The sequence below is a fragment of the Cupriavidus sp. FW305-46 genome (assembly GCF_058787075.1).
This window is the reverse complement of sequence record NZ_JBYSZI010000023.1, coordinates 24,058-38,744: the sequence shown is the minus strand read 5'-3', so window position 1 is coordinate 38,744 and position 14,687 is coordinate 24,058. Positions and strand designations below refer to the sequence as shown.

Here is a 14,687-nt window from a genome sequence, read left to right as displayed (position 1 = left end):
GGGGAAATGCGAGGAGCCGGGAGAAGCGGAGGAGATGGGTGGCGCAGGGGATCGTGTGGACGCGCTTGATCTACGCGGGTGTGCTCCCTCTCCCGCTTGCGGGAGAGGGAGCACACCCTCAGCATTTGAAGCTTGAAAGCGGCCTCAGTTACCGTTGCCGTGCCCGTTGCCCCCACGCGTGCCGCGCATCTTCCACCGATACGCCAGCTGCGGCCGCGTAATGCCCAGCAACCGCGCCGCCTGGCTCATATTGCCGTCGGCCCGCTGCATGGCCGCCTCCATCAGCACGGTCTCGACGTCGCCCAGCGCCAGCTGCTGCTCTGACATCTGGTCCAGCAGCGCATGGACCGCGGCTTCGCGCAGGTCTGGCAAGGTGCCGCCCGCGCCCAGCCGCGGCGCGGTATCCACCACCGGTGCCACGGTGCCCGGCAGGAACAGGTGGTCGGCGGTGATCTGGCCGCCCTGGCTGGCCAGGATCACGCCGCGCTCGATCACGTTCTCCAGTTCGCGCACGTTGCCGGGCCAGTCATAGTGGCGCAGCTCGGCCAGCGCGCGGTCGGTGATGCCGACGATGCGCTTGCCGTGGCGCGCGCCGTAGCGGGCCACGAAGCGCTCGGCCAGCGGCCGGATATCGTCCAAGCGCTCGCGCAGCGGCGGGATCGTGACCGGGTAGACATTGAGGCGGTAGTACAGGTCCTTGCGGAAAGTGCCCTGCTTCACGGCTTCGGCCAGGTCGACATTGGTGGCGGCCACCAGCCGCACGTCCACCTTGCGCGTGCCGGTGCCGCCCACGCGCTCGACCTCGCCCTCCTGCAGCACGCGCAGCAGCTTGGACTGGGCCGAGGCCGAGAGTTCGCCCAGTTCGTCCAGGAACAGGGTGCCGCCATGTGCACGCTCGAAGCGCCCGGGGCGCGACTGGCTGGCGCCGGTGAAGGCGCCCTTTTCCACGCCGAACAGCTCGGACTCGATCAGCTCATCGGGAATTGCCGCGCAGTTCACGGCAATGAAGGGCTTGTCGGCGCGCCCGCTCACGCTGTGCAGCGCCTGCGCGAACCGCTCCTTGCCCACGCCGGTCTCGCCCAGCAGCAGCACCGTCACGTTGCTGGCCGCGGCGCGTTGCAGCAGGCTCCAGGCGGCGCGAAAGCCTGGCGAGGTGCCGACCAGGTCGGCCGGCGTGGCCGGGGTGCCCTGCAGCGCGCGCAGGTGCTCGACCTCGCTCTGCAAGGCGATGATGGTTTCGATCACGGGATCGGGCTGGTACAGCGCCAGCGCCTGCGCGCCGTCTTCCCAGGCTTCCACCGGCTTGCCGATGATGCGGCAGTGCGGATGGCCGCAGGCGATGCACTCGACCTCGCGGTACAGGATGGTGCGCCCCATCAGCGCCGAGGTGTAGCCGGTGGCGTAGCCGATCTGCATCCAGCAGGCAGGCTCGTCGACGATGCCGAACAGCTGGCGGTGGACGTCGCCCTCGAAGGAGTCTTCCCACAGGAATTCGCCATCGTAGATGCCGGCGGCGATGTCGATGTCGACCTTGACCGGCGTGACCCGCACCACCCCCTCGATGGTATGCAGGCAGGGCCCGATCTCCAGCTGGCCAAAGTCGCTGTGGCCTGCGCGCAGCTTGCGCGCGACCTCAGCGTCGCGCATGCCCGAATGGAAGCCCATGCGCATGAACAGGCCGCGCGCCCGCTCCATGCCCAGGGTGTCCACCAGTTCCTTGCGCAGCGCGCCCAGGGCGGCGGTATGGATCAGGATCATGCGCTGCTCGTCCAGCCAGATCGCACCCTCCTCCATGGCGAAGCGCAGGCGGCGGGCAAGATCGGCCAGGCCATCGCGCATGGTGGCCGAGAACTTGTCGGTTGAACTGCTCATTGTCTCCCCTCAGTGCCGGCGGGTGATCCGCTCGAGTGTGCCTTTCGGCTGGCAGCTTATGCACATTATGTGCCAAGGGAAACGGGGGTGGGCAATGACATTGCCCGGGGACTACCCCAACCGGCCGCGCTGGGCCGGGCCGCTCAATCCGCCCGGATACCCCGCTGGCGGATCAGCACACCCCACTTATCGGTTTCCTTCGCCAGGTGCTCGCGCAGCACCGCCGGTGAACTGCCGATCGGCTCGGCGCCGATCAGCGCCAGCCGCTTCTGCACGGCCGGCTTCCCCAAAGCCTCGAGCATAGCGCGGTTGAGCGCGTCGATGACCGGCTGCGGCGTCTTCGCCGGCACGAAGGCGGCAAACCACGGCGACAGCTCATAGCCCGGCAGGCCGGCTTCCGCTACCGTCGGCACGTTGGGCAGCGCACTGGAGCGCTTGCTGGTGGTGACCGCGATCGCCGTCAGCTTGCCCGATTCGATATGCGGCCTGGCCGAGGTGATGCTGTCGAACATGTAGTCGACCTGGCCGCCCAGCAGATCCGTCATGGCCGGGCCGCTGCCCTTGTAGGGGATATGCAGCATGTCGACGCCGGCCATCGAGGTGAACAGCTCGCCCGCCAGGTGGATCGAGGTGCCGTTGCCGGCGGAGGCATAGGTGTACTCGCCCGGCGCCGCCTTGGCGTGCGCCACCACATCCTTGACGGTGCTTTCCTGGCGCCGCGCCTTGCTGGCCACCAGCACGTTGGGCACCACCGCCAGCAGCGACACCGGCGCGAAGTCCTTGACCGGGTCGTAGCTCAGCCGGCCGTACAGCGCCGGGTTCACGGCCATGCCGTTGGCGACGATGATCAGCGTGTAGCCGTCGGCGGGCGCGCGCGCCACCAGTTCGGCGCCGATATTGCCGCCGGCGCCCGGCCGGTTCTCGACCACGATGGCCTGGCCCAGCGTGCGCGACATGTCTTCGCCCAGCGTGCGGGCGATGTTGTCCATGGCACCGCCCGCGGGGAACGGCACGATCCAGCGGATCGGATGGTCGGGATAGGCCGCGTGCGCGGCCGGCGCTGCGAACGACAGGCCGGCAGCCAGTGCCAGCGCCCCTGCGCGGCTGGTGCTTGCCAGCCGCTGGAATAACGTCTTCATTGGTCTCCTCACTTGATGCGTGCAGGCACCGGTGTGCCATGCGGGGGGCGCGGCCTGCCAGTTCAGCCGCGCCGGTAGTGCGCCAGCTTGTCTTCGTCCAGCGCCAGCCCCAGGCCGGGGCCTTCAGGCAGGTGCAGGCTGAAGTCGCGGTACTCGGGGCGCTGCTGCACGATATCGTCCTTGAGCAGCAGCGGTCCGAACAGCTCAGTGCCCCAGGCCAGATGCGGCAGCGTGCAGAAGCCATGCGCCGCGGCGATGGTGCCGACGCTGCCCTCCAGCATGGTGCCGCCGTACAGCGCGATGCCGGCGGCGTCGCCCACCGCGGCGGTGCGCAGCATGCCGAAGATGCCGCCGGCCTTGGCGATCTTCAGCGCGAACACGTCGGCGCCGCCGATGCGCGCCAGCTCCATCGCGTCTTCCGGGCCGCACACCGCTTCATCGGCCATGATCGGCACCACGAAGCGCGCTGCCAGACGCGCCAGCGCCATGCGCTGCTCACGCGGAGTCGGCTGCTCGATCAGGTCGATGCCGGCGGCTTCCAGCATGGCGATGCCGGTGGCGGCGTCGGCCTCGTTCCAGGCCTGGTTGACGTCGACGGTGACGCGCGCCCGCTCGCCCAGCGCGCGCTTGATCGCGGCCACGTGGGCCACGTCGTCGCGCACGCTGCGCCGGCCGATCTTCAGCTTGAAGGTATGGTGGCGGCGCTCGGCCAGCAGTTGCTCGGCCTCCGCGATGTCGCGGGCGGTGTCGCCGCTGGCAAGCGTCCACAGCACCGGCAGGGTCGAGCGCACCGCGCCCCCCAGCAGCGTGGCCAGCGGCACGCCCAGGCGCTTGCCCTGCGCATCCAGCAAGGCGGTCTCCAGCGCTGACTTGGCGAAGCGGTTGCCGCGCGCGACCTTGCCCAGGCGCGCCATCGCGCCATGCACGTTGGTGGCATCCTGGCCGGCCAGCGCAGGGGCCAGGTAGGTGTCGATGGTCAGCTTGATGCCTTCCGGGCTTTCGTCGCCATAGGACAGGCCGCCGATGGTGGTGGCCTCGCCGATGCCCTCCACGCCGTCGCTGCAGCGCAGCCGCACGATCACCAGGGTCTGCTGCTGCATGGTGGCCATGGCCAGCTGGTGTGCCCGGATGGTGGGCAGGTCCACCAGGATGGCCTCCACCGAAGTGATAGTCGTGGTCATACCTTGTCGATGCAAATGGATATTGGGGCCAAGTATGCGGCTTGACTTTGCCTGCGTCCAAGACCGATGATGTCTCGATCGATACCTTGCAGGTATGGAAACAGGACAGCAATGGAACTCCGGCACCTGCGTTATTTCCAGGTCGTGGCCCAGGAACTGAACGTCACCCGCGCCGCCGAGCGGCTGCATATGGCACAGCCGCCGCTGTCGCGCCAGATCCGCCAGCTGGAAGATGAAGTGGGCGTGGCGCTGTTCGACCGCGTCGGCCGCGGGCTGCGCCTGACCGAAGCGGGCCGCTTCCTGCTGGAGCAGACCACGCAGCTGACGCAGCGGCTGGAAGAGACCATCGAAGGCACGCGCCGCATCGGGCGGCAGGACAAGCGCTGGTTCGGCATCGGCTTCGTGCCGTCAGTGCTGTATGGCGTGCTGCCGGAACTGATCCGCGAGCTGCGCGAATCAGACCGGCACGACCAGCAGGTAGAGGTGGGACTGGCCGAGATGATCACCGTCGAGCAGATCGAGGCGCTCAAGGCCGGCCGCATCGACCTGGGCTTTGGGCGCATCGCGCTGAACGACCCCGCCATCCGCCAGCAGGTGGTGATGGCCGAACCCCTGGTGGCCGCGCTGCCGGCACGCCTGCCCGCGCCGCGCCGCAAGGCGCTGACGCCACAGGCGCTGGCGGCGCAGCCGTTCATTCTTTACCCGGCCCGGCCGCGGCCCAGCTATGCCGACCACCTGCTGTCGCTGTTCCGCGCGCAGGGCCTGCAGTTGCGTGTGGCGCAGGAGGCCAACGAGCTGCAGACCGCGCTGGGGCTGGTGGCGGCCGGCATCGGCATCACCCTGGTGCCGGCATCGATCCAGCGCCTGCATCGCGACGACGTGCGCTACTGCCCGATCGACGCGCCGGGCTTCGTCTCGCCGGTGATCATGAGCTATCGCGAAGGCGACACGTCACCGTTCCTGGCGCGGGCGGTGGAATGGGTGATGCGGCAGGCGCAGTAGGCCTACATCAGGTGCCGGTGAACTGCGGCTTGCGCTTTTCCTTCCAGGCCAGCGCGCCTTCGCGGATGTCCTGCGACTGCGTGGCCCGGCTGATGTCGGCGGCCAGCGCCTCGGCATCCAGCGCGCCGCGCCCGATCGCGTTCAGGTGCCGCTTCATGCCTTGCACCGCCAGCGGCGCCAGCCCGGCCACGGTGTCGCTGAGCTGGTCGGCGCGCTCGCGCAGGCGCTCCGCCGGCAGCAGCTCGGTCAGGAAACCGCGGCGGAACATCTCGTCGGCGTCGATGCGCTCGGCGGTCAGGAACAGGTGCTTGGCGTGGTTCAGGCCCAGCCGGCTGATATAGCGCTCCATGCCGCGCTGGTAGAAATGCAGCCCCAGCCGCGCCGCGGGCATGAACATGTCCGCCGCGGCGGTGCCGAGCCGGAAATCGCACGCCAGCGCCAGGTCCGTGCCGCCGCCGTAGACGCCGCCGTGGATCTCGGCAATGGTCACCGCACGGCAGTCTTCCACCGCGTTGACCAGGGTCTCGAAGCCGGCGCCGCGCTGCCCGGCCGCGAGCCTGCCGATATCGAAGCCGCTGCAGAAGTACTTGCCGGCGCCGCGCAGGCGCAGCACGCGCACGTCGCTGTCGTTCACGGCATCGACATGCCGTTGCAGCTCGGCCAGGTCATCCGGCCCGAGGCGGTTGGCCACCGCCGGGCGGCGCAGCGTGATCGTGGCGACATGACCGGCAATGTCGAGCGAAGGAAGGGAACCATCAGTGTGCATCGGGAAAACTCCAGGTAGGGATCATTGGGCACCGGCCTGCGGGGCGCGACGGCGATTCATCTTGTGCTCGCCGGGGTTCAGGGAATCAGCACGGCCGAGCCCGTGGTGGCCCGGCCCTCCAGGTCGCGGTGCGCGTCGCGCACGGCGGCCAGCGGGTAACGGTGGTTGACCTCCAGGCGCAGCTGCCCGGCAGCGACCGCGGCGAACAGTGTGGCCGCGGCATTGGCCAGCGCCTGCGGGCTCGCAATGTAGGTGCGCAGCGTCGGCCGCGACACGATCAGCGAGCGCGCGTGCAGCAGCTGCAGGTCGAAGGCCTCCACGTCGCCCGACGCGGTGCCGTAGTTGATCGCCATGCCGCACGGCCGCAGGCATTGCAGCGACGGCACGAACACGTTCTTGCCGACGGCGTCGTAGACCACCGCCACGCCCTCGCCGCCGGTCAGCGCCTGCACTTCGGCCACGAAGTCCGCCTCGCGGTAATTGATGACATGGTGGCAGCCATGTGCCAGCGCCACCGCGCGCTTGGCCTCGCTGCCCACGGTGCCGATCACGGTCGCGCCGAGTGCGCGCGCCCACTGCGACAGCAGCACGCCCATGCCCCCGGCCGCGGCGTGCACCAGCACGGCGTCGCCCGGCTGCACTGCGTAGAGCCGGCGCAGCAGGTACTCGGCAGTCAGCCCGCGCAGCAGCGTGGCGCCGGCCACCTCTTCCGGGATTGCGTGCGGCAAAGGCACGACCCGGCCCGCTGGCACGTTGCGCGTCACCTGGTAGGCGCCGGGATGCATGCAGGCGACGCGCTGGCCGACCTCGAACCCTTCTACATCAGGACCAACCGCGGTCACCTCGCCGGCGCCAACCGAGCCCAGCGTGACCGGGAACGGCGCCGCGGTGTGCGGGCCATGCGCGCCCTTGCGCTGGTAGATGTCCGCGAAATTCAGGCCGATGGCCGACTGGCGCAGCTGCAGTTCGCCAGGACCGGGCGGCGGTACGGTGACCTGGCAGGACTCCAGCACCTCAGGTCCGCCCACCCTGTTAATACAGACGGTATCTGTCAGCATACAAATCCTCAAATTCGGGCGTCGGTCGGACACAGGGTGATTGGACCCGGCCGCCTGGCCGCCGATCGCGCTATTCCATATGACTCGAATGGCATTTCCATGGGATCCAGGTGACGCAAATCCGCATGAATGCCCTCGCAGCCTACGCCTTCCCGCAGCACTCCGCATCGTGGAAACTCCGTATACGTATTTTTATGATTGTTATTTGTATACTTGCACAATCCATCGCCAAGGAACTGCCATGACGTCTTTGCCTCCCGGCACTGAAGCCGCCGGGCCTCACGCCCCCCCCGCGGACCTGCCGCTGTCCGGCATCACCGTGCTGGACCTGTCCATCGCCCGCGCCGGCCCGGCGGCGGTGCGCCTGCTGTCGGACTGGGGCGCCGACGTGATCCGCGTGGAGCCGCCCCCGCCGCAGGACCGCGGTTCCGTCACCGGGCGGCGGCGCGGCTCGGACGAGCAGAACCTGCATCGCAACAAGCGCAGCCTGTGCCTGGACCTGAAGACGCCGCAGGGCGCCGAGGTGCTGGCGCGCCTGGTGCGCCGGTCGGACGTGGTGGTGGAGAACTTCCGCTCGGTGGTCAAGGAACGGCTGGGGCTGAGCTATGAGCGCCTGAGCGCGATCAATCCGCGCGTGATCCTGGCCAGCATCTCGGGCTTCGGCCAGGACGGGCCCTATTGCGAGCGCCCGGGACTGGACCAGATCGTGCAGGGCATGTCGGGGCTGAGTTCGGTCACCGGCGAGCCCGGCAAAGGCCCGCTGCGCGTGGGCATTGCCATCTCCGACACCACCGCGGGCATGTTCCTGGGCCAGGGCATCCTGCTGGCGCTGCTGCACCGCGCGCGCACCGGCCGCGGCCAATGGGTCCATACCTCGCTGATCGAGGGCATGCTCAACAAGCTGGACTTCCAGGCCACGCGCTACACCGTCGACGGCGAAGTGCCGAGCCAGCAGGGCAATGCGCACCCGACGCTGGTGCCGATGGGCACCTACCGCTGCCGCGACGGCGTGGTCAATATCGCCGCCAGCACTGACCGCATGTGGGCCAACTTCTGCCGCACCGTCGAGGCCGTCTGGCTGCTGGAAGACCCCGCGTTCCAGACCGCCGCGGGCCGTGCCGCCGACCGCCACCGGCTGGACCAGGCCATCAACCAGTGCACCGCTGCTTTCACCGCGGCCGAACTGACTTCGCGCCTGAATGCCGCCGGCGTGCCGTGCGGGCCGGTGTTCGATATCGGCCAGGCCTTCGAGGATGCGCAGGTGCGCCACCTGCGCATGACCCGGCCCGCCGAGCACCCGGCGCTGGGGCCACTGGAACTGCTGCGTTCGCCGATCAACCTGTCGGCCGCGCCGCACCCCGAGCGCTTTGCCCGCGCCGCACCCGATCCCGGCGAGCACACCGACGAGATCCTGCGCGGGCTTGGCTATGACGAAGCCGGCGTCGCGGCCCTGCGCGAAGCCAAGGTGGCGTCCTGAGCGCCAGCGGCCAGGACACGCGATAGCGACAACGAGAACACAAAAGGAGACAGCAATGAAACACACCCTCGGGCGCGCCGCGATCGGCACCGCTCTTGCCACCCTGGCTGCGTTGCCCGGCATGGCCGCTGCGCAGGACTACCCGACCCGGCCGATCCGGCTGCTGGTGGGCTACACGCCGGCGGGCGCGGCCGACTATGTCGCGCGCGTGTTCGGCGAGGCCTTGTCGAAGGAGCTTGGCCAGACCGTGCTGGTGGACAACAAGCCCGGCGCCGGCAGCACGCTGGCTTCCGCGGCACTGGCGCAGGCGGCCCCCGACGGCTACACCCTGGGCCTGGCCACGGCCACGCTGTATGGCATCGACCAGCAGCTCTACAAGGCCCGCTACAAGGCGACCGACTTCACCCCGGTGACGCGGCTGACCGTGTCGCCGCTGATCCTGGCCGTCAACAAGAACCTGAACGTCAACGACGTCAAGACCCTGGTGGCCAAGGCGCGTGCGCAGCCGGGCAAGTTCAACTACTCGTCGTCCGGCATCGGCGGCTCGCCGCATATCGCCGGGCTGCAGTTCGAGAAGGCCACCGGAGTCAAGATGACGCACGTGCCCTACAAGGGCGGCGCACCGTCGCTGCAGGCCGTTGCCGCGGGCGAGGTGGAGTTGTCGTTTGGCACGGCGGCGTCGGTGTTGCCGATGGGCACGCAGGGTGTGGTGAAAATGATCGGCGTGACCACGCCCAAGCCATCGGCGGTCGCGCCAGGCCTGCCGGCGCTGGCGGAGATGGGGTTGCCGGGCTTTGATTTCACCTTCTGGTTCGGGCTGTACGGGCCGGCCGGGCTGCCCGACGGCATCCGCGACAAGCTCTTTGCCGCCACCGCCAAGGTGATGGCTGATCCGCAGTTGCGCGCGAAGCTCGCTTCCAATGGCAGCGAGGTCTCCACCTCGGCGTCGCCAGCGGAGTTCGGCAAATGGGCCGCGGCTGACGGCAAGTCGGCCGTGACGCGGATCGAGCAGGCCGGCGTCAAGCTGGACTGAGCCTGCCTGCCCCCGCGGTCATTGACTAGCGCCGGCCGCGCTTGCCGCCGGCCTCGTCGCCGGGCATGGAAGCGATCATGTCCGCGTAGACGTCGCCCCCGGTGGCGATATGCCGGACCATCGCGGCCGCGGCATCGTCCTCGTTGCCGCGCACGATGGCGCTCATCACCGCCTCATGCTCGGCCAGCGAGGCCAGGATGCGGGCGGGCTTCTCGAAGCGCAGGTCGCGCATGCCGCGCATGCGCGCGCGCATGGTGCGGATCTGCCGCGACAGGATGTCATTGCAGCAGGCCGCGTAGATGACGTCATGGAAGGCATCGTTGGCTTCGCGGTAGCGGTCGGAATCGGCACGCTCCGCGGCCGCGCGGCAGTCTTCGAACGCGGCCTGCATCGCCGTGCGCTGAGCCGCCGAGATACGGCGCGCCGCCAGCCGCGCCGCCAGCGCCTCCAACTGCACCAGGATCTCGTTCATCGCCGCGTACTCGCGCAGGGTGATCGACGATACGATCGCGCCCTGGCGCGGGACCAGGTCCACCAGGCCGGCCGACTCAAGCTGGATCAGGGCCTCACGCACCGGCGTGCGGGACACGCCGAAGCGCGCCAGCAGTTGCTGCTCTTCCAGCTGGGTGCCGCTGGGAAGCTTTCCAGAAAGAATCTCCTGCTCGATCGCGGCGCGGATGGTTTCGGACAGGCTCTTCTTTTCTTCAGACATGGACTGCGGCGCGTGCGGAGGACGGGGATGGCGTGATTCTACCCTGCCCTGCGTATTCATTGATGCCTGTTGTGTGCACACGATGTGGCCTCACGGCACGCCAGCTTGACTAAGAGTGGGCGGGGCCAGCCAGCAATGGCAACTCTGCCAGTGCGACACTTTTGGTTACAAAACCAAATCGCCAAATGTGTTTGATGTCAAACATCTGACATTTGACCAATCAACAATCGCCCGCTGTCGCGACAAGCCAAGGCCAACCGCACCCGAACCGGCCAGTTCCCCGCACTTGTCGTCCGCGCTGCGGAAGTCCATGCGCCTGCATCTGATGTCGGCGCATGGGCTCGGCAATCGTTATCCCCCTCAACGACTACAAGGCAATGCACCAAATGAGACCCTCATTGCTGTTGCGTCCCACCCGCCCATGGCTGGCGGCCGGCACCATCACCCTCGCACTGATGCTTGCCGCCTGCGGCGGCGGCGACTCGCCGGGCGCGAGCGGCGGCACCCTGCAGCCCACCGCCGCCAACGGCAACCAACCGGAAAACGCCGGCAAACCTGACCAGCCCGGCGCCTGCTCCACGCGTTGCGCCCCGTGAAGCGGGCCCCTTTTTCGATCGAGCGACAGACCGACCCAGCCACAGCCATGACCTTCAACCCGTCAAAAAGACAGTTCCTGAAGACCAGCCTCGGCACCGGCGCCGCCGCCGCGGTGCTGGCCAGCTTTCCGCCCAGCATCCGCCGCGCGCTCGCGATCGAGGCCAACAACGCCACCGGCACCATCCAGGACGTCAAGCACGTCGTGATGGTGATGCTGGAGAACCGCTCGTTCGACAATTACTTCGGCACCTTCAAGGGCGTGCGCGGCTACGGTGACCGCTTCGCGATCCCGTTGCCCAATGGCAAGAACGCGTTCTACCAGACCGATGCCAACGGCAATCTCCTGACGCCCTACCACCTGGACGAAACCCTGGGCAACGCGCAGCGCGCCGGCGGCACGCCGCACACCTGGCCCGATGCGCAGGCCGCGTGGGACCACGGCCGCATGGACCGCTGGCCGGTGGCCAAGAAGGCGCTGTCGATGGGCTACTACGATGACGCCGAGATCCCGTTCCAGCGCGCGCTGGCCGACGCCTTCACGCTGTGCGATGCCTACCACTGCGCGATGCACACCGGCACCATCCCCAACCGCCTGTTCTACTGGACCGGCAGCAACGGTCCCACCGGCGACAACGTCGCGGTGATGATCAATGAGTTCAACGCGGGCGCCGATGTTGGTCCCTCCACCGAAGGCTGGACCTGGAAGACCTACGCCGACCGCCTGCAGGCCGCGGGCGTGGGCTGGAAGGTCTACCAGAACGTGCCGGACAACTATGGCTGCAACCAGATGATGAGTTTCCGGCACTGGCGCGCCGAGATGGAGAAGATGCCCGTCGGGCGCAAGCTCTCCAACACCGCCGGCACCGGCGTCAACCCGCCCTACAACCCGGACATCGACGACCAGTACAGCCCGCTGGCCAAGGGCTTCTGCAACACCATGCCCGACGGCGGCTTCCTGCAGTCGCTGCGCGACGACGTGCTCAACGGCAAGCTGCCCGAGGTGTCGTGGATCATCCCGCCGGCCGAGTTCAGCGAGCACCCCGGCCCGTCCAGCCCGGCCAAGGGCGGCTGGTACGTGCAGGCCATCCTGGACGCGCTGACGGCATCGCCCGAGGTCTGGAGCAAGACCGTGCTGCTGATCAACTTCGACGAGAACGACGGCTTCTTCGACCATAGCCCGCCGCCGACCGCGCCGTCGCGCAACCTGGACGGCACGCTGGCCGGCAAGTCGACCCTCGACGACGCGCAGATGGCCTACGAGTACTTCAACTTCCAGCCCGCCACGGCCAAGCAGCCGCCGCAGGACGGCAAGCCCTTCGGCCCCGGCCCGCGCGTGCCGATGTGGGTGGTGTCGCCGTGGAGCCGCGGCGGCTGGGTCAACTCTGAAGTGTTCGACCACACCTCGGTGCTGCGCTTCCTGGAGGCGCGCTTCGGCGTGATGGAGCCGCAGATCAGCGCCTACCGTCGTGCCATCTGCGGCGACCTGACCAGCGCCTTCAACTTCGCCACGCCCAACACCGAGACCCTGCCCACGCTGGCGGGGCGCACCACCCGTGCCGACGCCACCAGCCTGACCGCCTGGCAGCAGACCCAGCCGGCGATCCCGGTGCCGGCCACGCCCGCGCTGCCGGAGCAGGACACCGGCACGCGTCCGTCGCGCAAGCTGCCATATGAACTGCACACCAGTGCACGCGTCGACGCCGCATCCAGGGCAGTCCGCCTGCTGTTCGCCAACGCCAGCACCAACCAGGCCGGCGCGCTGTTCCACGTCTATGACAAGCTGCACCTCGACCGCATTCCGCGCCGCTACGTGGTCGAAGCCGGCAAGACGCTGGACGATGCGTGGGACATCAATGCCGACGGCGGCAAGTACGACCTGTGGGTGCTCGGGCCCAACGGCTATCACCGCGCCTTCTCCGGCGACATCAACGAAGCGGTGACCACGTCCACCGAAATCCAGGTCTGCTACAACCCGTGCAAGAAGCCCACGATCCAGGTGAAGCTGCATAACGACAGCGACCCCGACGTGACCTTCACCGTCACGGCACTGGCCTACCGCGACGACGGCCCGTGGACGCAAACCGTGAAGCGCGGCAAGGTGGAAATGCTGGAATGGCCGGTGGCCGACAGCGGCAACTGGTACGACTTCGTCGTGACCTGCGAGGCCAGTCCGTCGTTCGCGCGGCGCTTTGCGGGGCGGATGGAGACCGGCGAGGACGCGGTCAGCGATCCGGAGATGGGAGTGGTTTGATGCGGCACGCCCCGGGGCTCGCGTTGAGCCCAGGGGCAGATTGTGCGACGCAAGTCGCGTAAGCGTGGCCGGCGCCCTGCCGGCTACGCCTTGCGCCAGACCGGCGACGCCGAGATCGCTACCTTGCGCGGCAGGATCTGCTGCGCGGTGAAGGCATCGGCGATGCGCTGCTGCTCGGCCAGCGCGGCGGCGTCGACCGTGCGCACCGCATAGCTGCGCCGCGCGTTCGCGGCTTCCACGGTGGCCGCATCCAGGCCGATCAGCGGCGCGTGCCAGCGCGCTGCCTCGGCCGGATTGCGCTTGACCCAGTCGCCCGCGTCGCGCAACGCATCGAACACCACCTCGAGCACCTCGGCATGCGCGCGCGCGAACGGCGTCGCCGCCAGGTAGAAGCGCCGATAGCTGGCCAGCCCCTCGCCATCGCGCAGCACACGCGCATTGGCCTGGCGCTGCACCGCGGCCAGGAACGGGTCCCAGATCACCCATGCCGCCACGCTGCCGCGCTCGAACGCCGCGCGGGCGTCGGCCGGGCTCAGGTATGCCGGTTCGATATCGCGGATCGACAGACCCGCGCGCGCCAGCGCTTCCAGCACCAGGTAGTGCGCGCCTGCGCCCTTGGCAAATGCCACCCGCTGCCCCTTGAGCTGCGCCACCTCACGGATCGGCGAGTCGCCACGCACGACAATGGCCTGTGCCTGCGGCGAAGGCGTCTCGCTGGCGTAGTAGGTCAGCGCGGCACCCGCGGCCAGCGCAAACGGCGGCACCGCATCGGCCACGTCGGCGCTCAGGTCGATATTGCCGAGGTTCAGCGCTTCAAGCAGCGGCAAGCCCGAGGTGAATTCGTACCACTGCACCGTCACCCCCTTGGGCGCCAGCGCCTTCTCCAGCGTCTGCCGCGACTTCAGCAGGATCATCAGCGTGGAGGACTTCTGGTAGCCGATGCGCAGCGCGGTCTGTCCTTGCCCCCAGCTGACGCCTGGCAGCACACTGGCGGCAGCCGCGGCGCCCGCTGCCGTCAGAAGCAGGCGGCGGCGTGAGTCATGGGTCGGGTTCATAGCGGTGTTCCGGGATTTCACTGGAGCGCCAGCTTAGACACGGGCCCGCACAAAGCCAACGAAGATTGTCGCGGATGCTTATGCGCCGGCCGCGCGGATCACCGCGGGCCGGCGTTATCATCCGGCATTCCTGCGCAACTACCGAACGGAACCATGAGCCTGTCTGCCGGCATCCCCATCCTCCGGATCTTCTCGGTCGACAAGGCCAAGGAGTTCTACCTCGACTTCCTCGGCTTCACGCTCGACTGGGAGCATCGGTATGAAGAGGGACTTCCGCTGTACGCGCAGGTCAGGCGCAGCGGCCTGACGCTGCACCTGAGCGAGCACCATGGCGACGCCACGCCCGGATCGGCGGTATTCGTGACGGTGGAGGATATCGATGCGCTGCAGCGGGAGCTGTCGGCCAAGGACTATCCGTACGCGAGGCCCGGTGTGGAGGATGTGGGCTGGGGGCGGATGCTGCAGGTGGCCGATCCGTTCGGGAACCGGCTGCGGTTTTGCGAGGTGGCGGAGGATTAGGTCAGCACTGGCAGGCGCCTTCCTG

13 protein-coding genes are annotated in these 14,687 nt (G+C 68.6%); 6 read left to right on the top strand and 7 right to left on the bottom strand.

Going from position 1 to position 14,687, the window contains the following annotated elements:
• Positions 1-144 precede the first annotated feature (144 nt).
• From poxR to AC3WON_RS13435, 3 genes are all read right to left on the bottom strand, one after another.
• The gene (poxR, locus tag AC3WON_RS13445; protein ID WP_492352010.1) at positions 145-1,872 is read right to left on the bottom strand and encodes a phenol degradation transcriptional regulator PoxR; all 1,728 of its coding nucleotides are present in this window, start codon (positions 1,870-1,872) and stop codon (positions 145-147) included.
• Positions 1,873-2,015: 143 nt separating this feature from the next.
• Positions 2,016-3,011: a tripartite tricarboxylate transporter substrate binding protein gene (locus tag AC3WON_RS13440; RefSeq protein WP_492352009.1), complete on the bottom strand. Its 996-nt coding sequence runs from the start codon at positions 3,009-3,011 to the stop codon at positions 2,016-2,018.
• A gap of 62 nt (positions 3,012-3,073) precedes the next feature.
• The gene (locus AC3WON_RS13435; protein WP_492320664.1) at positions 3,074-4,192 is read right to left on the bottom strand and encodes a muconate/chloromuconate family cycloisomerase; all 1,119 of its coding nucleotides are present in this window, start codon (positions 4,190-4,192) and stop codon (positions 3,074-3,076) included.
• A 111-nt stretch (positions 4,193-4,303) separates the two neighbouring features.
• On the opposite strand from AC3WON_RS13435, the gene AC3WON_RS13430 reads away from it, so the two are divergent.
• Entirely contained in the window at positions 4,304-5,194 is an 891-nt protein-coding gene (locus AC3WON_RS13430; RefSeq protein ID WP_492320663.1) for a LysR family transcriptional regulator, read from the top strand.
• A 7-nt stretch (positions 5,195-5,201) separates the two neighbouring features.
• On the opposite strand, the gene AC3WON_RS13425 is transcribed toward AC3WON_RS13430, so the two are convergent.
• Both AC3WON_RS13425 and AC3WON_RS13420 read right to left on the bottom strand, forming a co-directional pair.
• Positions 5,202-5,960, bottom strand: a complete 759-nt coding sequence (locus AC3WON_RS13425; RefSeq protein WP_492320662.1) for an enoyl-CoA hydratase/isomerase family protein — start codon at positions 5,958-5,960, stop codon at positions 5,202-5,204.
• 77 nt (positions 5,961-6,037) lie between these two features.
• The gene (locus AC3WON_RS13420) at positions 6,038-7,018 is read right to left on the bottom strand and encodes a quinone oxidoreductase family protein (RefSeq protein ID WP_492352008.1); all 981 of its coding nucleotides are present in this window, start codon (positions 7,016-7,018) and stop codon (positions 6,038-6,040) included.
• 241 nt (positions 7,019-7,259) lie between these two features.
• On the opposite strand from AC3WON_RS13420, the gene AC3WON_RS13415 reads away from it, so the two are divergent.
• Entirely contained in the window at positions 7,260-8,495 is a 1,236-nt protein-coding gene (locus tag AC3WON_RS13415) for a CaiB/BaiF CoA transferase family protein (protein WP_492320660.1), read from the top strand.
• Between the two features lie 55 nt (positions 8,496-8,550).
• Positions 8,551-9,528, top strand: coding sequence for a Bug family tripartite tricarboxylate transporter substrate binding protein (locus AC3WON_RS13410; RefSeq protein ID WP_492320659.1), 978 nt, complete (start codon positions 8,551-8,553; stop codon positions 9,526-9,528).
• A gap of 25 nt (positions 9,529-9,553) precedes the next feature.
• On the opposite strand, the gene AC3WON_RS13405 is transcribed toward AC3WON_RS13410, so the two are convergent.
• Positions 9,554-10,240: a GntR family transcriptional regulator gene (locus AC3WON_RS13405; protein WP_492320658.1), complete on the bottom strand. Its 687-nt coding sequence runs from the start codon at positions 10,238-10,240 to the stop codon at positions 9,554-9,556.
• 386 nt (positions 10,241-10,626) lie between these two features.
• Between AC3WON_RS13405 and AC3WON_RS13400 the strand changes: the two genes are divergently transcribed.
• A complete protein-coding gene (locus AC3WON_RS13400; protein ID WP_492320657.1) occupies positions 10,627-10,836 on the top strand; it encodes a hypothetical protein in 210 nt (69 codons plus the stop codon).
• A gap of 47 nt (positions 10,837-10,883) precedes the next feature.
• The gene (locus AC3WON_RS13395) at positions 10,884-13,088 is read left to right on the top strand and encodes a phosphocholine-specific phospholipase C (protein WP_492352007.1); all 2,205 of its coding nucleotides are present in this window, start codon (positions 10,884-10,886) and stop codon (positions 13,086-13,088) included.
• A gap of 83 nt (positions 13,089-13,171) precedes the next feature.
• Here AC3WON_RS13395 and AC3WON_RS13390 read toward each other — a convergent pair whose 3' ends face one another.
• The gene (locus tag AC3WON_RS13390; protein ID WP_492320655.1) at positions 13,172-14,143 is read right to left on the bottom strand and encodes an aliphatic sulfonate ABC transporter substrate-binding protein; all 972 of its coding nucleotides are present in this window, start codon (positions 14,141-14,143) and stop codon (positions 13,172-13,174) included.
• A 153-nt stretch (positions 14,144-14,296) separates the two neighbouring features.
• Between AC3WON_RS13390 and AC3WON_RS13385 the strand changes: the two genes are divergently transcribed.
• Entirely contained in the window at positions 14,297-14,662 is a 366-nt protein-coding gene (locus tag AC3WON_RS13385) for a glyoxalase superfamily protein (RefSeq protein WP_492352006.1), read from the top strand.
• The last annotated feature ends 25 nt before the right edge of the window (positions 14,663-14,687 follow it).

Excerpts from the sequence above, each read along its gene's own strand:
- poxR (WP_492352010.1), bottom strand. The coding sequence starts at position 1,872 with ATGAGCAGTTCAACCGACAAGTTCTCGGCCACCATGCGCGATGGCCTG.
- AC3WON_RS13425 (WP_492320662.1), bottom strand. The coding sequence starts at position 5,960 with ATGCACACTGATGGTTCCCTTCCTTCGCTCGACATTGCCGGTCATGTC.
- AC3WON_RS13390 (WP_492320655.1), bottom strand. The coding sequence starts at position 14,143 with ATGAACCCGACCCATGACTCACGCCGCCGCCTGCTTCTGACGGCAGCG.
- AC3WON_RS13420 (WP_492352008.1), bottom strand. The coding sequence starts at position 7,018 with ATGCTGACAGATACCGTCTGTATTAACAGGGTGGGCGGACCTGAGGTG.
- AC3WON_RS13415 (WP_492320660.1), top strand. The coding sequence starts at position 7,260 with ATGACGTCTTTGCCTCCCGGCACTGAAGCCGCCGGGCCTCACGCCCCC.
- AC3WON_RS13430 (WP_492320663.1), top strand. The coding sequence starts at position 4,304 with ATGGAACTCCGGCACCTGCGTTATTTCCAGGTCGTGGCCCAGGAACTG.
- AC3WON_RS13435 (WP_492320664.1), bottom strand. The coding sequence starts at position 4,192 with ATGACCACGACTATCACTTCGGTGGAGGCCATCCTGGTGGACCTGCCC.
- AC3WON_RS13395 (WP_492352007.1), top strand. The coding sequence starts at position 10,884 with ATGACCTTCAACCCGTCAAAAAGACAGTTCCTGAAGACCAGCCTCGGC.
- AC3WON_RS13410 (WP_492320659.1), top strand. The coding sequence starts at position 8,551 with ATGAAACACACCCTCGGGCGCGCCGCGATCGGCACCGCTCTTGCCACC.
- AC3WON_RS13440 (WP_492352009.1), bottom strand. The coding sequence starts at position 3,011 with ATGAAGACGTTATTCCAGCGGCTGGCAAGCACCAGCCGCGCAGGGGCG.
- AC3WON_RS13405 (WP_492320658.1), bottom strand. The coding sequence starts at position 10,240 with ATGTCTGAAGAAAAGAAGAGCCTGTCCGAAACCATCCGCGCCGCGATC.
- AC3WON_RS13385 (WP_492352006.1), top strand. The coding sequence starts at position 14,297 with ATGAGCCTGTCTGCCGGCATCCCCATCCTCCGGATCTTCTCGGTCGAC.
- AC3WON_RS13400 (WP_492320657.1), top strand. The coding sequence starts at position 10,627 with ATGAGACCCTCATTGCTGTTGCGTCCCACCCGCCCATGGCTGGCGGCC.